Source organism: Mycobacterium sp. NPDC003449 (assembly GCF_053588415.1).
This window is the reverse complement of the sequence record NZ_JBSFPX010000063.1, coordinates 16,279-34,624: the sequence shown is the minus strand read 5'-3', so window position 1 is coordinate 34,624 and position 18,346 is coordinate 16,279. Positions and strand designations below refer to the sequence as shown.

At 65.0% G+C, this 18,346-nt stretch carries 19 protein-coding genes; 4 read left to right on the top strand and 15 right to left on the bottom strand.

The genetic code is table 11. From position 1 onward, the window contains the following. Positions 1-502 (bottom strand): imidazolonepropionase-like domain-containing protein (locus ACWDTP_RS17590; RefSeq protein ID WP_450021951.1); only part of this gene is annotated, 502 nt, incomplete at its 3' end. A 33-nt stretch (positions 503-535) separates the two neighbouring features. Beyond that, the gene (locus ACWDTP_RS17585; RefSeq protein WP_450021949.1) at positions 536-1,573 is read right to left on the bottom strand and encodes a hypothetical protein; all 1,038 of its coding nucleotides are present in this window, start codon (positions 1,571-1,573) and stop codon (positions 536-538) included. Between the two features lie 181 nt (positions 1,574-1,754). Here ACWDTP_RS17585 and ACWDTP_RS17580 point away from each other — a divergent pair, with 181 nt between their 5' ends. The 4 genes from ACWDTP_RS17580 to ACWDTP_RS17565 all read left to right on the top strand — a co-directional run bounded on the left by ACWDTP_RS17580 (position 1,755) and on the right by ACWDTP_RS17565 (position 5,669). After that, positions 1,755-2,987: a pyridoxal phosphate-dependent aminotransferase gene (locus ACWDTP_RS17580; protein ID WP_450021947.1), complete on the top strand. Its 1,233-nt coding sequence runs from the start codon at positions 1,755-1,757 to the stop codon at positions 2,985-2,987. A 133-nt stretch (positions 2,988-3,120) separates the two neighbouring features. After that, positions 3,121-4,440, top strand: a complete 1,320-nt coding sequence (locus ACWDTP_RS17575; protein ID WP_450021945.1) for an MFS transporter — start codon at positions 3,121-3,123, stop codon at positions 4,438-4,440. A gap of 3 nt (positions 4,441-4,443) precedes the next feature. Beyond that, a complete protein-coding gene (locus tag ACWDTP_RS17570) occupies positions 4,444-5,217 on the top strand; it encodes a glutamate racemase (RefSeq protein ID WP_450021943.1) in 774 nt (257 codons plus the stop codon). Positions 5,218-5,237: 20 nt separating this feature from the next. Continuing rightward, complete coding sequence (locus ACWDTP_RS17565; RefSeq protein WP_450021941.1) at positions 5,238-5,669, top strand: VOC family protein; 432 nt, start codon at positions 5,238-5,240, stop codon at positions 5,667-5,669. 15 nt (positions 5,670-5,684) lie between these two features. On the opposite strand, the gene nei2 is transcribed toward ACWDTP_RS17565, so the two are convergent. From nei2 to ACWDTP_RS17500, 13 genes are all read right to left on the bottom strand, one after another. Next, positions 5,685-6,437, bottom strand: a complete 753-nt coding sequence (gene nei2 / locus ACWDTP_RS17560; RefSeq protein WP_450021939.1) for an endonuclease VIII Nei2 — start codon at positions 6,435-6,437, stop codon at positions 5,685-5,687. Between the two features lie 36 nt (positions 6,438-6,473). Continuing rightward, positions 6,474-7,580 carry a zinc-binding dehydrogenase gene (locus ACWDTP_RS17555; RefSeq protein WP_450021937.1) on the bottom strand — a complete coding sequence of 369 codons (1,107 nt, stop codon included), beginning with the start codon at positions 7,578-7,580 and terminating at the stop codon, positions 6,474-6,476. Next, positions 7,577-8,368 carry an alpha/beta hydrolase family protein gene (locus tag ACWDTP_RS17550; protein WP_450021935.1) on the bottom strand — a complete coding sequence of 264 codons (792 nt, stop codon included), beginning with the start codon at positions 8,366-8,368 and terminating at the stop codon, positions 7,577-7,579. The genes ACWDTP_RS17555 and ACWDTP_RS17550 overlap by 4 nt, the downstream gene beginning before the upstream one ends. Next, positions 8,365-9,303 (bottom strand): LysR substrate-binding domain-containing protein, encoded by a 939-nt coding sequence (locus ACWDTP_RS17545; protein ID WP_450021933.1) that lies wholly within the window; start codon positions 9,301-9,303, stop codon positions 8,365-8,367. Before ACWDTP_RS17545 ends, ACWDTP_RS17550 begins: the two co-directional genes overlap by 4 nt. A gap of 26 nt (positions 9,304-9,329) precedes the next feature. Next, positions 9,330-9,647: a non-heme iron oxygenase ferredoxin subunit gene (locus ACWDTP_RS17540; RefSeq protein WP_450021931.1), complete on the bottom strand. Its 318-nt coding sequence runs from the start codon at positions 9,645-9,647 to the stop codon at positions 9,330-9,332. Between the two features lie 34 nt (positions 9,648-9,681). Next, a complete protein-coding gene (locus tag ACWDTP_RS17535) occupies positions 9,682-11,265 on the bottom strand; it encodes a xylulokinase (protein ID WP_450021929.1) in 1,584 nt (527 codons plus the stop codon). Positions 11,266-11,312: 47 nt separating this feature from the next. Further along, positions 11,313-12,299 carry a fatty acid desaturase gene (locus ACWDTP_RS17530; RefSeq protein ID WP_450021927.1) on the bottom strand — a complete coding sequence of 329 codons (987 nt, stop codon included), beginning with the start codon at positions 12,297-12,299 and terminating at the stop codon, positions 11,313-11,315. Between the two features lie 116 nt (positions 12,300-12,415). Continuing rightward, the gene (locus tag ACWDTP_RS17525; protein ID WP_450021925.1) at positions 12,416-13,639 is read right to left on the bottom strand and encodes an NAD(P)/FAD-dependent oxidoreductase; all 1,224 of its coding nucleotides are present in this window, start codon (positions 13,637-13,639) and stop codon (positions 12,416-12,418) included. 12 nt (positions 13,640-13,651) lie between these two features. Further along, complete coding sequence (locus ACWDTP_RS17520; protein WP_450021923.1) at positions 13,652-14,368, bottom strand: ABC transporter ATP-binding protein; 717 nt, start codon at positions 14,366-14,368, stop codon at positions 13,652-13,654. Next, a complete protein-coding gene (locus ACWDTP_RS17515; protein ID WP_450021921.1) occupies positions 14,361-15,083 on the bottom strand; it encodes an ABC transporter ATP-binding protein in 723 nt (240 codons plus the stop codon). The genes ACWDTP_RS17520 and ACWDTP_RS17515 overlap by 8 nt, the downstream gene beginning before the upstream one ends. A 2-nt stretch (positions 15,084-15,085) precedes the next feature. Continuing rightward, positions 15,086-16,078, bottom strand: a complete 993-nt coding sequence (locus ACWDTP_RS17510) for a branched-chain amino acid ABC transporter permease (protein WP_450021916.1) — start codon at positions 16,076-16,078, stop codon at positions 15,086-15,088. Beyond that, positions 16,075-16,944, bottom strand: a complete 870-nt coding sequence (locus tag ACWDTP_RS17505) for a branched-chain amino acid ABC transporter permease (RefSeq protein ID WP_450021914.1) — start codon at positions 16,942-16,944, stop codon at positions 16,075-16,077. Before ACWDTP_RS17505 ends, ACWDTP_RS17510 begins: the two co-directional genes overlap by 4 nt. Next, complete coding sequence (locus ACWDTP_RS17500) at positions 16,941-18,110, bottom strand: ABC transporter substrate-binding protein (RefSeq protein ID WP_450021912.1); 1,170 nt, start codon at positions 18,108-18,110, stop codon at positions 16,941-16,943. The genes ACWDTP_RS17505 and ACWDTP_RS17500 overlap by 4 nt, the downstream gene beginning before the upstream one ends. Positions 18,111-18,346 lie beyond the last annotated feature (236 nt).

Below are 18,346 nucleotides of genomic sequence, written 5' to 3'. Positions count from 1 at the left end.
GGCCGAAACTGCGGTTCATCCGGGTCACCGCACCGTCCGCGGCGGCATTCGCACCGCCGAAGAAGTGCATATGCCCCTTGGCCGCGGTGAGCGGCGGCCCGACCCGCAGCAGCCGCGGTGACTGTGCGGGATCCGGCACGAAACCCAGATAGTCCTCGTGGGAGCCGAGGTCGCGCACCGTGGTGACACCGGTGGCCAGGTGCGCGCCCAGATTCCCGCGTGCCGTCTCGTGGCGCTGCTCGACGCCGCGGGCCGCGGCTTCGTCGGGTGGGGTGCCGTCGCCGGGCAGCGTGGAATGCACATGGCAGTCGATGAGGCCGGGTAGCAGTGTCGTGCCGCGGTAATCGTCGACATCGGCGTCGGGATGGTTCTCGGTCAGCTCGTCGGCGGGTCCGATCGCGTCGATGACACCATCGGACACCGCCACCGCTGCGCGTTCGCCCACCTCACGCACCTGGTGGCCGTCAAACAACCGGTCGACGATCACGATACGGGTGCCCATACGGAATCTCCTTTACTCTGAATCACTTTCGTTCTACGCAAAGCCGACGGGGCCGTCGCCCGCCAAGGACAGGGTGTCTTTGAGCATCGAGCGGGCCGCACCGGTCGGGCTGGAGCGCCCGCCCGAGACGGTGATATCCCCGGAATCCGGACTGACGAAGGTGACGGCCTTCTCCGGTCCGGTGAGCGCGCCGAACGGCAGCTCGGACCGGTGGAATTCGCGAAGCTCGACCTCGGCGCGGCCCGGCCGGTCGAGTCGCGCCGAACCCACCTGCCGCAAGACCGCACCCCGGGTCGCGGCCCCGGCGGCACGTGAAACCGTCGCATCGTCAACGGCTTCGGTGTGGACCGTGCAGTCGGCAGGGTCCCATCCCCACAGCAACGCCGCCAACAGACGGATCTTGACCGCGGCGTCGTGGCCCGAGAGGTCGGCCGCCGGATCGGCCTCGGCGATACCGCGGCGTCGCGCCGATGCGATCGCCTCGGGAAGGTTCTCGCCGCCGCCGAGTCGATCGAGCACATAGGTGGCGGTCCCGTTCAGGCACCCGCGAATCTCGCCGATGTCGAACCCGAGCAGCCCGGACCGGGCGAGATCGCCCGCGGGCAGCGCGGCCCCGGTCGCACCGGAAATCCGTACCGCCCTGGCCGCTGACCGGGCCGCGCGCGCCAACTCCGACCAGCCGGACAGCAGTGGGGATTTGGTCGCGGTCACCAGGTGCGCGCCATGGGTCAGTGCCGTCAGCGCGTCGGCGAGCGCGGCGTCGGCGCCCCCGGGATCCGACGGCACGGCCTGCACCACCACCCGGGGCTGGATGCCGGCCAACAGCTCGGTCAGCGCCGTACGGGGCGCCCATTCGTCGCGGGCCGGGACCACGGCTCCGTCCGGGTCACCGAGAACGATCTGCTGGTCGCTGGCCCGGATGCCGGCGATGTGTACGTCCACGCCGAACCGTTGCCGGAACTCGTCGCGGTGGCCGCGCACGAGATCGATGTAGGACCGGGCTACCGGCCCGTAGCCGAGGACCAGCACGGGCATGCCGCGCGGCCCCTGGTCACCTGCGGGTTTCACCATCGTGGCCACTTCCGCCGGGTGTTGATCGCTTGAACCGTGGACAGGGTCACACCTCCTGATTATGCTGTATACAGCACACAGTATCGTTTCGTCGATAGTGCGGAACGCCAACCGGCCGCACCCACTGTCCGTGCCCTGCCGAAGCGCGGATCAAACCACCACCCGTCGAAAGGAAAAGTCTTTGTCCCCCAAGGTATTACCGGAGGCCATCGAGCGGCTCCAGCTTCCCGAGATGAGCGATCTGATCGGCGCATCGGTGCGTGACGCCGAGCGTGAGCTGGAGTCGGCCGCGGCCCCCGGGCCGGTCTTGGACGTGACCTACGCGGATACGCACCGATTCCCGCCGCCCGAATGGACGATCCCGACGCTCACCGAGGCCGCCACCGGCCAGGGCATGACCTATACGCCCTATCGCGGCGACAGCGGCGTCCGCGACGCCGTCGCGCACAACATCGCGACTCACCTCGGGGTGCCGACGAGCGGTCCGGCATCGGTCATGCTGACCCCGGGCACGCAGGGTGCCCTGTTCTGTGCGCTGGCATCCATCCTGTCGCCGGGCGATGTGGTCATGCTCGCCGATCCGGACTACCTGTCCACCGAGCGCATGTTGCGCTACTTCGGCGCCAAGGTGGTCCGGGTTCCGCTGCTGTGGCCGGACACCGCGGACAGCCTGGGCAACCGGATCCGGCCGACCCTGGACCTGCAGGTGCTCGACGACCTCGCCGCCCAGCACAAACCACGGCTGATGGTGTTCTCCCACCCGAACAACCCGACCGGGGCGATCTACGGTCTGGACACCCTCAACGGCATCGCCGAGGCCGCGGCCCGCCACGACTTCCAGGTGATCGCCGACGAGCTCTACGGTCGGCTGGTCTACGACGGTGAGGAGTTCTACCACCTGGCCGCTCTCGACGGGATGGCCGAACGGACCGTCACGCTGATGGGCCCGTCGAAGACCGAATCGATGTCGGGATACCGGCTCGGCGTGGCCGTGGCCCCGGTGACACTGCTCGGGGCGATGGAAGACGTCCAGTCGTGCACCGCGTTGCGTGCCCCGGCCTACGCTCAGCACCTGCTCACGCCGTGGATCGCCGACGATCGACAGTTCCTGACCGATCGCATCAAGGAGTACCAGGCGCTGCGCGACACCACGGTCGAGCGTCTCAACTCCAGCGGCGTGATGTCGGTGAAACCGAGCTTCGGCAGCGCCTACGTCTTCCCGAAGGTGCTCACCGGCACACCCGACCAAGAACTCGCGCTTGCGCTGAAAACCCGCGCCAGTATCGTGGTCAACCCCGGCTATCAATCCGGGCCACGTGGGATCGGCCATATGCGCCTGTGCTTCGCCCAGGACGAGAAGGTATGGGACGACGCCCTCGACCGCATCGTCGACGTCGTACGTTCCTTCGCCTGATACGCACGGCCATGACCCCTCGACGCGCTGTGGCCGCGCAGCCCTCACCCGGCGGCGCGGCGGCAGCGACCGCGCGGCGAACGTGCACCGCAGTTCAGACCGTCACCCCGAAAACCGCCTGAGAGGCGCTCAAGTGACCAGCTCACAAACCCGCAACGACGGCAGGCCCGCCGTCAGCCCGCGTGAACTCCGGAAAGTGACCATCGCGGGGTCCGTAGGTGTCTTCGTCGAATTCTTCGATTACGGAATCTACGGATTCCTGGCATCCACACTGGCCGTGGTGTTCTTTCCGGCCGAAGATCCCACCGCCGGACTGCTTTTGACCTTCGTCGCCTTCGGCCTGCCGTTCTTCGTCCGGCCGCTCGGCGGCGTCTTCTGGGGCTATCTCGGCGACAAGGTCGGCCGCCAGCGTGTGCTGGTCTACATCCTGACCGTCATCACCGTGGCCACCACGCTGACCGGTCTGCTGCCCAGTTACGCCAGCATCGGCATCCTTGCCCCCATCCTGTTGTTCATCTGCCGCCTGTCCCAAGGGTTTTCGGCGGGAGGCGAATCGGCGGGAGCCCTGTCGTTCGTCGCCGAATACGCGCCGGAGGGTCGGCGCGGCTGGCTGACATCCTGGGCGCAGCTCGCCTCCTACGTATCGTTGTTCGCCGCTACCGTCATCGGCACCATCCTGGCGCAATCGTTGACCACCGAACAGCTGGAGAGCTGGGGGTGGCGTATTCCGTTCCTGCTGGCATTCCCGCTGGGCGGCATCGGGCTCTACATCCGCAACAAGCTGGAAGACAGCCCGGAATTCCGGAAGATGAAGAGCGAGAGCGGAACAGCCAAGAATCCGCTGCGCGAAGCGCTCGCAACACCGGAACGACGCCGCGCGATCCTGCTGGCCATCACCATCCCGGTGCTCAACGGTTCGGGCTATTACGTCCTGTTCACCTACATGCCCACCTACCTGAACCGGAATCTCGAATTCAGTGTGGCCCAGGGATTCATGGTCACCGGCTGCGCCCTGCTGGTGACGATGGCCGCCATACCGGTGGCCGGACGGTTGTCCGACCGGATCGGCCGCAGGCGCGTGATGATCGGATCGGCGGTGGCCGTCGCGGTGCTCGGGCTGCCGGCCTATTCGCTGATGACGCACGGATCGGTGCCGCTCGCGGTGCTCGGTGCGGGGCTGATCGCCCTGCCGTTCGCCGGACATACCGGCGTCATCCACGTCATCCTCGCCGAACTGTTCCCCACCCGGGTCCGCTACACCGCGTACTCGTTCGGCTACAACGTGTCCACCGCGATCTTCGGTGGCGCGGCGCCGCTGTTGCTCACCTACCTGATGAAGGAGACCGGCAATATGTCGGTACCCGCGATCTACATGGTGCTGACCGCCGTCATCACCGGAATCGCGATAACGGTCGCGCGGGAGACGGCGTTCGTCCCGCTGGAGCAGGAGTAGCCGTTGACACGACCGGCTACCGTCGGCATCTTCGACGCCGGGATCGGTGGGTTGCCCCTGGCGAGCATGATGCGCAAACGGGCGCCACAACACCGCATCGTCTACCTCGGCGACGCCGCGCGGCGACCCTACGGTCCACGCCCGGCGGCCGAGGTGGCCCGCTTTGTCGCAGAGGAGGAACGCTTCTTCGTGACACAGGGCTGCGATGTGTGGGTCATCGCCTGCAACACCGCCAGTGTGGTCGCCGCCGACGCCCTGCGGCGGACGATCCCGGCCATCGATATGCTCACCGCGATCGAGGCCGCGGCGCGCGACACGCCGCCGGGCCCCGTCGGGGTTCTCGCCACCGCGGGCACCGTCGCCAGCGGAGTCGTACCCCGGGTGCTGACCGGCCGGGTGGTGCACCAACTGGCCACCGAGGACCTGTTGCGCCTCGCCGAGGAGGGCATCACCGATCGCCGGGTCGATCCGCTGATCGGCGAGGCGGTACATTTTCTGCGCGAACACCACTGTGGGACAGCGGTGTTGGCCTGCACCGACTTCACCTGCATCCTGGACCGGCTGCGGTCCGCCGCCGGGAACATCCGGCTGCTCGATCCACTCGACACCGCGGTCGAGCTGGTGCTCGAGCACCTCGACGGATGTTCATCCCGTGCGCCGCGGGCCGAGGGGGACCGGCTGTGTCTGACCGGCCGCCATCCCGTCGACGTCGAACGGTACGCGGCCGAAACCTACGGGCTCGACCTCGGGCCCGCCACCTACGTAACCCTGTCCTGACACCGTTCGGAGGTATCGACATGACAGCCCCGTTGGCCCCGTTTCACCTGGCCATTCCGGTCCACGACATCGAATCGGCCCGCACTTTCTACGGCACGGTCCTCGGTTTCGCCGAGGGACGTTCTGACACCCAGTGGATCGACTGGAATTTCGGTGGCCATCAAGTCGTCACCCACCAAGTGGCGGCATCGGCTGCGGAGCGTGTCGCCGGGACCAACCCCGTTGACGGCCATCAGGTTCCCGTTCCGCACTTCGGACTCGTGCTGCCGGTGCCGGAGTTTCGAGCGCTCGCCGACCGGTTGCGATCCACCGGCATCGAGTTCGTGATCGAACCGTATGTCCGGTTCCAGGGCGAGCCGGGTGAGCAGTGGACGATGTTCTTCCTCGATCCGTCCGGAAATGCGCTCGAATTCAAGGCCTTCGCCGACCTGTCCCAGCTTTTCGCCGGCTGATTGGGCCGGCGACTTCTAGGGTTGACAGACGGGGCACCAGTACGTCACCCGGTCACCGGCGTTGTCGGTCTCGATGAGGGTTCCGCAGCGGCGGCATGGGGCCCCGGCCCGGCCGTACACCCACAGCTGGCGTCCATTGCGGGTGTCTCCGGTGGTGGTGCGGTTCCAGCGGGAGCGGTTGAGCCACAGCATGTCCCGGGCTCGCTGCACCACGCGTCGAGGGTCGGTCAGGCTGCTGACGGGCGCGGTGGGGCGGCGGCCGAAGACGAAGCACAGCTCGTTGCAGTACACGTTGCCGATGCCGGCCATCACCCGCTGGTCCAGCAGGGCGGCGGCCAACGCCCGGTCCGGGTCGGCGGTCAGGTTGGCCGCCGCGATCTGCGGATCCCAGTCGAGGCCCAGCAGGTCGGGGCCCAGGTGCGCGACGACGTCACCGTCGGAGTCGCGGTCCAGCACCTCCAGCACGCCCAGGTCGACGCCGGTGGCGCGGGTGTCGGCCGTCTCCAGCAGAATTCGGATGCGGTGCGCCGCGACCGCCGAGCGGCCGACGCGCCAGCTGCCCTCCATTTTCAGGTGCGAATGGATGCTGGCCGGCCCGACCCGGAGGAAAAGATGCTTGCCGCGGCTGAGCACCTCGTCGACGACCTGCCCGGTCAGATCGACCGTGGCGTACCTCGGCACCCTGATATCGCAGCGGGTCAATGTCTTACCGACGAGCGCCGTGCGCAGCACCGCGGCGGTGTGGAAGACGGTGTCGCCTTCTGGCATGCCTCTATTGAACCAGGTCTGGCCGGGCCGACAGTGCTAGAAACTGACGACAGTTCGGACGCTCTGGCCGCTGGCCATGAGCTGGAACCCATGGTTGATGTCGGAAATCGGTAGGCGGTGGGTAATCAACGGGTCGATGACCACGTCTCCGTCGAGATACAGGTCGACGTACCAGGCCAGCCCGGAGCGGCCCCGCACACCACCGAAGTAACTCCCTTTGATGGTGCGGCCGTAACGCGCGAGCACGGGTGGGAAGGACAGTTCCTGGCCGGCGGGCTCGACGCCCAGCAGAACACAGGTGCCCCAGCCCGGTTGCAGGGAGTCGATGGCCTGCCTCATCACGGGGACAATCCCCGTGCATTCGAAGGCGACGTCGACCCCGCCGCCGGTGAGATCCTTGAGTGCATCGACGACCGCCCCACATGTCGAAGGATCGATGAAGTCGGTCATGCCCAACCGGGTGGCCAGCACCTGCTTCGAGACGACGGGGTCCACGCCGATGATCCGCCCAGCGCCGGCGAGTCGCGCACCCTGGACGACGTTGATTCCGATCCCGCCCAACCCGAACACCACCACGGTGTCTCCCGGCCGGACGTCGTTGAGGGCGGCACCGACCCCCGTGGTGACCCCGCATCCCAACAGGCACACCGTTTCGAGCGGGGCGTCGTCACGTATCTTGGCCAGGGCGATCTCGGGCAGGACGGTGTAGTTGGAGAACGTTGAGGTACCCATGAAGTGGTGGACCGGCTCACCGTCCAGTGTGCTGAACCGTGATGTACCGTCCGGCATGACGCCCGTGTCGCGGGTGGCTTTGATACTCCAGCACAGGTTTGTTCGGCCGCTGGCGCACATCCGGCAGTTGCCGCACTGGGGTCCGTACAACGGGATGACCCTGTCGTCGACGGCGACGCTGGTGACCCCCTCGCCCACCTCTCGCACGATGCCGGCGCCCTCGTGTCCCAGAATCGCCGGATATACGCAACTCGGGTTGTCCCCGGTAAAGGCCGTGGTGTCGGTGTGGCACAGGCCGCTGGCGACGATTTCGACCAGGACCTCCCCGGCCCGTGGTGGCGCTACTCGTATCTCGGTCAACTCGAGGTCGGATCCGGGGCCGAACAGGACTGCTGCGGCTGATGTGATCATTTTCCTGGTGCTTTCGGTGGTTCGTGCGGGTTCGGCCAGCCGGCGTTGACGGTGTCCAGCACAGTGGTCCAGGCCGCACTGCCGGGCTCGATGACCGCGGTGTGGTGTCCGTTCACCTCAACGAGGGCGATATCGCCTCCGGCGGTGCATGCTTTCGTGACGTAGCTGGCAGAAATCTGGTGGGGGACACGCTCGTCCGAGTGGCTGTGCAGGCACCGCGTCGGTACCCGGGGTGGGTGTTGCGCCGGGTCGGCGTCTCGAAGATCGGCCGGTGTCGCATCGGGTCCGAGGAACTCCTCGACAGCCGAACCGCCGATGCTCAGCTGTTGTGCCAGTTCGAGATCCACTACGGCGTTGAGGGTTACGAGACCATGCAGGAGCGGTGTGCCGCTGTGACTGCCGGCAACCCGGCCGGCCAACTGCCCGCCGGCGGAATGGCCGACCAATAATGTTGTGCCACAGTTGAGATCGAACTCCGCGGCGATGACGTCGTAATGTTGGAACCCGTCGACACAGTCGGCGACACTATCGCGCCACCAGCAGGCGCGACGGTATTCCATGTTCCACACGTTCCAGCCGCCTGCGGCGAGCGCCGCGGCGGCGGGAGTGGTCATTTCCAGGCCACGATGCGCACGCCAGAAGCCGCCGTGAATCAACACGATCGACCCTCGAACCTCGGGTCCGCCGGCAATGTGGAGATCGCCGTGCTGATCGGGAAACTGTCCGTAAGGCCGGCGGAGAACAATGGCACTTGCTGCGGAATCTGATGATGGCGGCGTTGGTTTCACAGTTGTGTGTCGCCCGGTATTCCGGATCGGAAACGTGCTGCGGTGTCGATGAATCGGTGAATCAGCGGGGCAGACGCGCGAGCTTTCAGGCAGACTACGAACGCATCGGTGTGGAGATCCCCTGCGGGATCCTCGATGGGTACGACGCGGATGTTGCGGTGGTCGGTGATCTCGGCTGTCGTTGCGACCGCGATTCCCAGGCCGGCCTGTACGGCCTGGAGCGCGCCTTCCCTGTCGACTTCGAGTGCCACCCGATAATCGACCGCGGCCCGGTCAAGCGCGCGCTCGAGTACCCGCCGGCTCGTCGAACCGCCCTTGCGCATGATCAACCGTTCGCCTGCGAGATCGTCGATCGAAATCTCGTCGCGGTCTGCGAGGTGATGGTCCGAGCGGACGAGAAGAACCAGTTGCTGGCGGCTGAACGGCAGGGACAGGTACCGACCGTCCAGCCCGAGGTGGCCGATCATCGCGATATCGAGCTCGCAGGCGGCGATCTGCGCGGCTATGGTCGCAGAATCGCTCAACGTCAGATCGATGTCGACGAGCGGGTTCTCGGTACCGAATGCGCTCAGCGGCGGCATGACGAAGTGCGGGTCGACACTGCCCACCCGCAGGGTGCCGCGCAGCTGTTCGGGTGTTCCACTGAGCAGGTCGACGGCGCCTGCCTCGATCTGAAAGAGCTTCTCGGTGAGCGCCAATAGCTTTCGTCCGGTGTCGGTCAATCTGATTCCGCCGGGAAGGCGATGCGCGAGTTCGACCTTGTAGGTCGTTTCGAGTTGACGGAGCTGCGTGGTCACGGTCGGTTGGCCGACATGTAGGAGTTTGGCCGCGGCAGTGACGCTCCCCGTGATCGCGACGGCGTGGAACGACCTCAGTTGGTTGAAGCTGACGTACGGTAACCCTCCGACAGTGGTGCGGGGGTCGTCGGGTGCCATGCATCGAATGCTATCTGTGATGGTTGTCACGCGCCGTCCACGTTGATCAACAGTCGCCCGCCGTCGAGTTTGACCGGATACGTCCGCAAATCCTGCTCCAGGGGTGCGCAGAGGGCCTTTCCGCTGCAGATATCGAAAACCCCCTGATGGCGCGGGCACTCGATGGTTGTTCCGTCGAGATATCCATCGGCCAGTGAGGCTTCCTGGTGGGTGCACCGGTCGTCGGTGACGTAGACCGTCCCGTCGACCTTGTAGACGGCCAGTCGACGGTCAGCGGCCATCAATTGGATGACGTCGTCTTCGTCGACCACATCTTCGTCACCGATGTCAAGCCATTCAGGCATCTTCTCTCCTCACGAGTTTACGCGCAGATGTGCGTCAGTCGGCGGCACCGCGCATGACGGAGCCGGCGAACAGTTCCTGGCTGCGCAACAGATCGCTGTGCCGGTCCATTACCGGATCCAGGGCGGTGTAGAGGTCGTCCCAAATCTCGAACATCGCCGAGTAACGCTCGTGCAGTTCCGGATTGGGTTCGATGACGGCCTTCGTCGTCACCAGTGTGGACAGCGGCTCGGTGGGATCGCTGTACAGGCCGGCACCGGTCGCGGCCAGGATGGCGTCACCGAGTGGGGCGGCTTCCCCGATATCGGGCACGATCAGCGGTTTGTTGGTGACGTCGGCGGTGATCTGATTCCACATCGCGCTGCGGGTCGGTCCGCCATTGAGCACCAACTGATTGACCTGTGCGCCCGCGGCCTCGGCGATGCGCAGGTTCGAGTACAGGTCGAATGCCACTCCTTCGATCAGCGCCCGCACGAAGTGCGCGCGCGAGGTCGACGGTTGAACGCCGAAGAATGTGCCGGTCGCCTTCGTATTCCACCGGGGTGCCAGAGAGTTGCCGAGGTATGGCAGATACATCAGCCCGTCGCTGCCCGGCTCGACCCGACGCGCCTGCATGGTGACCAGGTCGAACACACTCTGGCCACTGCGCTCGGCGAGGATCACTTCGGGATCGGCGAACATGTCACGGAACCATTTCAGCGACGCACCCGTGAATGCCATCGGGGCGTCGAACATCGTCAGGTTCGGCAGCACATGCGGCCACTTCAGGATTCGGAATTCGTCGATCCGCTGCGGGGTGGGGATCATGATGCCCAGGTTCGAGCCGGTCCCCATGGAGTAGTAGGCCTGACCTGCCTCGGTGACACCGCAGCCGAGTGCCGCGGAGCTGATGTCTGTTCCGCCTGCCACGACCACCGTGCCTGGTGCGAGACCGGTTTCTCGCGCGGCTTTGTCGGTGACCTTGCCGACGATCTCGGTCGACCCGTGCAGCGTCGGGTAGAGGTCGACCGGAATACCGATGTCATCTGCCAGTTTGGCGTTCCAGCAATGGTTCTGGTAGTCGAACGGATAGCACAGGCCGGCATCGCCGTAGTTCATCGAGAACTCGCCGGTGAGCTGGAAGGTGCAGTATCCGGCAGGGGAGAGCAGCTTGTGGGCCCGCTCGAAGTCCTCGGGCGTGTGCTGGGCCAGCCACAGCGCCTTCGGTTCGATGAACCACGGCGCTACCCGGTTTCCATTGTTCCGATTGATCCGTTCCTCACCGACCTGGTCACGGATCTGCTGGCACTGTGGGTCCGAGCGTCCATCCATCCAGATCGGGGCGCGGTGGACGGGCCGTCCCTGCTTGTCTACCGGCAATGTGACGCCCACCAGGCCCGAGAATGCCACGCCGACAATACGATCAGCGATTGAGCTGTCGGAGTCCAGACACTGACGAATGCATGTCACTGCTGCCCGCCAGTAGTTGTCCGGGTCTTGTTCGGCCCAACCGGGTCGCGGGTGATACAGGGGGTGTTCGGCGGCCGCATGCGCGATCACCCGCGCCGTCCGGGTATCGAGCACGGATGCTTTCACATTCGTTGTGCCGATATCGATTCCGATGGTGAGCGTATTCGTCATTGGATACCTCCTGGTGGTGGACGCGCGTGGGGGAGCGGTCGGTTCGGTCAGGCAGTCGCGGCTGCGTCGTACCGGGTATCCCCGGTATGGACCCGACGGATGAGGTCCCGATGGACGCGCAGGTATCCGCGAGCGGGCTGCAGGCTGTCCGCCGGCAGCGTGTCATGCATTTCGGGCAGCCGGTGGAACGGTACCGAGGGGGCAAGGTGATGCTCTGCGTGGAACGGCATATTCCAGTACACGAACCGGATGACCGGGTTGGTCAGTGTCGTGCGTGTGTTGCTCAGGAGGTTGGGGCCCTCGTCCATCCCGGTGTGCTCGGCGATGCGGAAGGTGCGCAGCACGGGTTCACCGATGAACCGTGGCACCAGCCAGTACAGAAGCGGAATCTGCCAGGTCCCGGTCAGGATGGTCACCGCGGCGATCACGGCGTACAACACCACATAGGTGCGGACTTCCGCGGAAACGCGACCGCGCTCGTTCTCGGGGATGAAGAACTTTTCCCGCTCGTTGTAGCGTCCGGTGCACCCGCGGTAGAGCGTGCCGATCATCTTGGGCCAGAATCGCATTCCGAGAACCTCACCGAGATACCCACGGACTGTGGCCGGGAAGGGCACCTGGTCGGGGTCGCGCTTCGGGTCCTGGGTATAGGAATGGTGCGCGGCGTGCCGATACCGGAAGTACAGTGCCGGTCGCATCATCACGAATCCACAGACCATCGCGACCGCGGTGTTGAGTCTGCGGGTCTTGAACGCCGTGCCGTGCGAGCATTCGTGCAACGGTGCGAACAGAAAGACAATGAGACTGCCCTGCAAGAACATTGGAATGACGGCCCACCAGGAAGGCAACGTCCACCAGATCAGAGCGGAGGTAGCTGCAAGGAGTGCCAGATGGCCGATCAGCCAGCGGGTGGCGGGACCATCGCTACGCTTCTGCAGGGTACGAAGCTGCTTGCGGGGGATGGGTACCGGGGTCGCCACTGCCCACGGATCCTGCTGTCCCGCATTGGACGCGGTCTCCGGGCTCGCTGTCATTTCATGACCTCCATGTCGGTGGTGATGCACGTCGCCTTATCGTCGCACTGTGACAATCTGGCCACCAATACTTGTTTTGGACCGGCTGTATTGACGAAATCAATGGCAGCCGTTGCCTAAGCGTGTTGCCGTAGTAGCTGCTTGGCCAGCTTGCGCAAGTCGTTCCGGGGTTCGGTGAGGTCGGCTGGGTCGAGGGTCGAGCCGGCGGCGATCAGCTCGGTTATCGGCCTGATATCCCTGCCGTTGTTGAGCGCGACTGCCCCGGTGAGACGTCCCTGGCGGTGGAACAGCACCGTCACCCGGTCATGCGTGGGACCCTCGCGCCAGATGCGTTCGTCTGCCGGAACAGGTGCGCCCACGAGCTGAATGTTGAGGTCGTACTGGTCGGACCAGAACCACGGGACGGGATTTGCCCGAGGCGTCCGCCCCAGCAGGTGATGGGCCAGCCGCCGGCCGGTATGCACCGCGTGGCTCCAGTGCTCACCTCGTTGCCGCATCGTTGGGGTGCCGATGTTTGCCACGTCGCCGATGGCGTAGATGCCGGGCGCCGCGGTCTGCATGTGTTCGTCCACGTGAATCCCGTTACCGGTCTCCAGACCCGCGGCCGCGGCGAGTCCGTCGTTGGGCCGCATCCCGACGCCCATGACCACCAGATCGGCCGCCACGATCTCACCATTGGCCATCCGGACGCCGGTGACGCGGCCTTGTCCGGTGAATGACTCGACGACAACCTCGGTTCTGATCTTGAGGCCACGCTGCCGGTGGTGTTCGACAACCAGGGGAGCCAGTTCGGGCAACACCGCCGCCAGCGGCATCGCCGCTGCTTCGAGCAGTTCCACTTCGAGTCCCGAGGACACCGCCGAGGCTGCGACCTCGGTGCCGATGAATCCGCCCCCGATCACGACGAGTCGCGCACCCGGCGCGAAGCGTCGGCGCAGCTCGATCGCGTCGTCATGAGTGCGGAGCACGAATACTCCATCGAGATCGGCGCCGGGTAGCGGTAGTCGCCGGGCCGATCCGCCCGTGGCCAACACGATTGATCCGGCGTGGTGCCGGGTGCCGTCTGTGGTGGCGAAAGCCCTGTCGGCGCAGTCGAGTGCGGTGACGGACTGTCCCAGGAGCAGGTCGACGTCGTTGTCGCGATAGAAGGACTCCGGCCGCAATGCCACACCGTCCGGGGTATCACCGACGAGCACCCCTTTGGACAGTGGGGGACGGTCGTAGGGCAGCCGTTGCTCGTCGCTGAGCAGACTGATCCGTCCGTCGTATCCTTCGTGTCGAAGTTCGTCGATGGCGCTGATGCTCGAAACACCGGCACCGATGAACGCTATCGAATTCATCTCGTCAGACCCCTATCCCAAATACGTCGCGATGAGTTCCCGGTCCTGACGTAATTCGTCGGCTGAGCCGGAGCGGATGATCTTTCCCTGGTTGAGGACGTGCACGTCGGTGGCGAGCCGAAGGCCGAGGGCCATGTTCTGCTCGACGATGAGAACCGTCATGTCCCGCTCATCGGAGATATCGCGAATGAGTTGCGCCACTTCGTGCACCACGCGCGGCGCCAGGCCCAGTGACGGCTCGTCCAACAGCAGCAGCCGGGGTGCCGACATCATCGACCGCCAGATGGCCAGGATCTGCTGCTGCCCACCGGAAAGATTGCCTGCGAGCGCTTTGTGTCGTTGTTGGAGCCAGGGCACCGCCGTATAGGCGCGTTCGATCCGGTGCCGGGCGTCGGCAGCCTTCGCGGTCAGTGCTCCCATGAGAAGGTTCTCCTCGATGGTCATCTCAGGGAAAACCCGGCGCCGTTCCGGACACAGCGACAGTCCGCGCATCAGGCGCCGGCGCGCGTCGGAACCCTCGATCGGTTCGCCGAACAGCTCGATGTGACCGCACGAGTGCGGATGAATTCCGGCAAGGACTTTCATCAGGGTGGATTTGCCTGCGCCGTTGGGCCCCACGATCGCGGTGACACGGCCGGCCGGGATGTCCAGGGACAGGTCCTGCAACGCAACCGAGTTGCCACCGTAACCCGCTGAAAGATTGTGTACGCGAAGGGCTTTTTCAGTCATCGACCGACTCGCTTCCGAAGTATGCCTCGATCACCTGCGGATCCTGTTGCACGGCTGTGGGGTCTCCGCTGGCGATCACTTTGCCGAAATCCAGCACGATGAGATGACTGCAGACGCCCATGACCAGCCGCATGTTGTGGTCGACGAGAAGTACCGAGCAGTCCCGCTCGGTGGGGATACGTTCGATGGTGTCGATCATGCGCGTGAGTTCCCGGCCGGCCGTCCCGACCGCGGGCTCGTCGAGCAGAATCAGTCGTGGCCCCGAAGCAAGACCGGTCGCCAGCATCAACAAACGCTGCTCGAGGTGGGTCAATTCACCGGCGACAGTGCCTGCGGCAGCGCTGAGTCCGACGAATTCGAGGCATTCGTCGGTCTGGCGGTCGGCTTCATCGGGAATGTAGGAATGTTCGGTCGCGGCGAGTAGGACGTTGTCGTGTGCGGTAAGATCGCCGAACAGACGGGTCTCCTGAAATGTTCGCGCCAGCCCACTGTGAACTCGCCGATGCGGCGCGAACTTGCTGATATCGACTCCGTCGAGGCGGATGACGCCGCCCATCTGTTTGGTGTTTCCCATCAGTAGCGAGATCAGCGTGCTTTTACCTGCGCCGTTGGGTCCGATGACGCCGACGATGCTGCGCTGCGCGACGGTGAAGCTCACGTCGTCGACAGCTTTGACGCCGCCATAATGCCGGTGCAGGTGCTCAACTTCCAGCATTTTCAAACTCCGGTTTGTAGCGGGGACGGGTGGATATCGGCAACGTTTTCGCGCTGCCGCCGGCCTGCGACGTAGCGCACCGATGTCCAGTTCGCGATTCGGCCGCCGAGCCCGGCCAGGCCGTCGGGCGCGATCGCCATGACCACGATGAACACCAAACCCATTGTCAGATAACGGCCTTCGGCGGCAAATCGGAACAGCTCGGGCAGTCCGACCAGGAAGATCGAACCCAGGAGGGGCCCCGATACGGTGGCTGACCCGCCCACGATGAGCGCGACGAACAAAAGAAACGACTCGTAGAAGCCGAAAAGATCCGGCGAGATGAAGTAGGAGTTGTAGGCGAGCAACACCCCTGCGATGCCACCGATGAACCCGCCCGCGACGAACGCCTGCACCTTTCGCCGGTAGACCGGGATGCCGATGCTCTCACTGAGTGCTTCGTCCTTCCTGATGGCAGTGAGATGACGGCCCACAGGCAGCGTGACGATTCGCGCACACGCGAGTGTGACGACCGCGGTGAGGACCACGAGCACACTCAGCCAGGGGAGGGGGCCGTGACCGGGGCGGTCGAAGCCGCCGATACCGACGGAGCCGCCGAGGGCGGGGGCGTTGGCCAGGACCGTGGTCAGCACAACCCCGAGAAGTAGGGTGGCGATCGCGAAGTACTGACCCCTGAGTCGAAGCAGCGGTACGGCGACGACGAGTGCGACGAGGGCCGCGATGGTCGGCGCCAGCAGCAGCTGCACCCAGAATCCCCAGTCGACGTTGTTGGTGGCCCAGGCCGACATGTAGGCGGCCACTCCCATGAACGTCGCCTGTCCGAGGTTGGGATACCCGCTGTATCCGGCCAGCAGATTGAGCCCGCTGACGGCGATCGTGTAGATCAGGATGACGGCGATCACGGCCTGCAGATAAGGCGAGGCCACCAGCAGCGCGTAGCCACCGCCGACAAGTGCTACGGCAAGTGTTCCGACCGAATACCGAGACATTGTCATGCGGTGCGTACCTGCCTTCCGAACAGCCCGCTGGGTTTGAAGGTGAGAACGACCAGAAGTACTACGAAGGCATAGATCGGCGTGTAGTTACTCGAAATAAACTCTGTCCCAAGGACTTGCGCAAATGCAACGAGGAATCCTCCGGCGATCGCCCCGTAGATACTGCCCATGCCGCCGATGATCACGACCACGAAAGCGTTCAGAATCACCGTGTCGGCCATGTACGGGTAGGCGGGGGCCAGGCCGCCGTAGGCGAGCGCGGCTGCACCTGCCAGCAGACCGGAGATGAAGAACGCCGCCATGTAGGTCACGCGAACCTCGACTCCCATCAACCGTGCGGCATCGTTGTCTTGGGAAACCGCCACAATGGATCGACCGGTCCGGGTGCGCTTGAGAAACATCTGTAGGGCAGCGATTGCGGCGACTGCCCAGACGATCATCGCGATGCGGACACCGGAGACGTTGTTGCCGAAGACTGCCACGTTCGCGCCGCTGTAGGGCGTGGAGAGGATCTGGCGCTGCCCGCCCCAGATCATCAGGTTTGCGCTGCCGAGGACCATCAGAACACCCAAAGCCACGGCGGGACCGGCCGCAGCACCCTTGTTCCTGCGCATGATGGGCGCGTAGGCGAGTCGTTGGACCGCCACGGCGAGCAACCCTCCGGTGATCAGTACCACGATGGCGACGAGTACGAAGGGCAGGCCGAGACGGGTCTGTAGGTACACCGCGACCAGGGCCACCGTCGCGATGACGCCTGCGTGTGCGAAGTGCGGAATACCGATGACTCCGTACACCAGTGACAGCCCGATCGCGAGCAGGCAGTACAGCGATCCCAGCGTTGCGGCGTCGATGAGTAGCTGAATCACCGGGTGCCCCCTGGTTCTTGGGTTTCCAGATCGACGATCGCGACTGACTGGTCGGGTAGGCCCGCGGTGAAATACATCTTCGGGTCCCAGGTAGCTGTCTGGGTATTCCAGCCCAGCGCCACTGACAGGGACGTGGCTTGGCGGTCGGCGTTGAAAAGTCGGTCGCCATCGCTTCTGTTCCAACCGGTTATGGTCTCGGCCGGAACTGTGAGGTCGGTGAGCGCCTGCCGGATCGCCTCCCGGTCGGCGGAGCTTCCGGCCTTCTCCATCGCGGCTTTGGCGATCCAGATCGAGTCATAGGCCCACTGGACGAGGTCGATGCCGTAGGTGTGGTAACGCTCCTCGAAATCCTTACCGAACTGAGTTGCCGCGGGCAGTGGATTGGTCTGTGGCGTAACGCCTTCGAACTCGTACACGCCGGCCATGACGGTGTTGTACACGCCGGATCCGATCAGGTCGCGAGCCTGGTCCGGCGTCATGCCGGTGTACATGGTGATCGGCTTGTCGAATCCGGACTGGCGTAGCTGGGTGATGACCGGGGCCACCGCTTGAGTTGACCCGCCAACGTGAACGGCATCGGGGTTGGCGCGCATGACCGACCGGATGAACGCCGAAAGATCAGTTGCATCGGAGGGGTATTGGACCTTTGCCAACAACTTGAGCCCGTGGTCGCCCGCCGTCTCCTCCAAGGAGGCCAGCTGCCCATTGGCGAACGGCTCGTTCGGCCCGAGGAACGCGATCGTTTTCGCGTGATAGCGATCGTTGAGGTACTGGCCTACGCCGGGCACGATGTCGGGCGTATATGGGCGCAGCAGAAAGATGTTCGGGTCGAGGGAGTTCACCGGCGGGTCGTAGGTCGCGGCCAGCACATCGATGACCGGAACGGGGTTGTCCTCGAGGAACGGGGCGATGTTGGCCGAGTTCCATGCCGCGATCAGCAGTGGTGATTCGTCGCGCAGCGCCGCCTGGGGGAACAGACTGGGCATGCTCTTCTCCGGCGTCGTGCCGTCGTCGTACACCCGCAGTCGCAGATCGTGGGAACGGCCCCCGATCGTGATGCCACCGGAGTTGTTGATCCGTTCGACAGCGAGGTCGGCGGCCTGCCTGATCGGTCCCCCGTAGGTGGCGAAATCACCGGTCAGCGGGAGTACCGCGCCGATCGTCACGGCTGAATCGTCGCTGGTCCCGCAGCCGGTCAGTGCGGTGGCGCCGATACACACACCGGCAACGGCACTTACGATCGACCGCAATCGTCTTGTCATCTGTTCCTCGGACTTTGCGCCGACCGCTGAGATCGGCTGGGTTGGAGCGCCGACCAAACAGGGCCATGAGCTGGTCGGGTGCTTCAAGGAAATGTGACCCAGGCCTCTTGGTGAGTCAACGTCAAGAAACCGATCCTGCG

Coding starts and splice junctions, on each gene's coding strand:
- ACWDTP_RS17540 (WP_450021931.1), bottom strand. CDS start 9,647: ATGCCTGAATGGCTTGACATCGGTGACGAAGATGTGGTCGACGAAGAC.
- ACWDTP_RS17555 (WP_450021937.1), bottom strand. CDS start 7,580: ATGATCACATCAGCCGCAGCAGTCCTGTTCGGCCCCGGATCCGACCTC.
- ACWDTP_RS17525 (WP_450021925.1), bottom strand. CDS start 13,639: ATGAATTCGATAGCGTTCATCGGTGCCGGTGTTTCGAGCATCAGCGCC.
- ACWDTP_RS17530 (WP_450021927.1), bottom strand. CDS start 12,299: ATGACAGCGAGCCCGGAGACCGCGTCCAATGCGGGACAGCAGGATCCG.
- nei2 (WP_450021939.1), bottom strand. CDS start 6,437: ATGCCAGAAGGCGACACCGTCTTCCACACCGCCGCGGTGCTGCGCACG.
- ACWDTP_RS17535 (WP_450021929.1), bottom strand. CDS start 11,265: ATGACGAATACGCTCACCATCGGAATCGATATCGGCACAACGAATGTG.
- ACWDTP_RS17585 (WP_450021949.1), bottom strand. CDS start 1,573: ATGGTGAAACCCGCAGGTGACCAGGGGCCGCGCGGCATGCCCGTGCTG.
- ACWDTP_RS17515 (WP_450021921.1), bottom strand. CDS start 15,083: ATGCTGGAAGTTGAGCACCTGCACCGGCATTATGGCGGCGTCAAAGCT.
- ACWDTP_RS17545 (WP_450021933.1), bottom strand. CDS start 9,303: ATGGCACCCGACGACCCCCGCACCACTGTCGGAGGGTTACCGTACGTC.
- ACWDTP_RS17520 (WP_450021923.1), bottom strand. CDS start 14,368: ATGACTGAAAAAGCCCTTCGCGTACACAATCTTTCAGCGGGTTACGGT.
- ACWDTP_RS17565 (WP_450021941.1), top strand. CDS start 5,238: ATGACAGCCCCGTTGGCCCCGTTTCACCTGGCCATTCCGGTCCACGAC.
- ACWDTP_RS17510 (WP_450021916.1), bottom strand. CDS start 16,078: ATGACAATGTCTCGGTATTCGGTCGGAACACTTGCCGTAGCACTTGTC.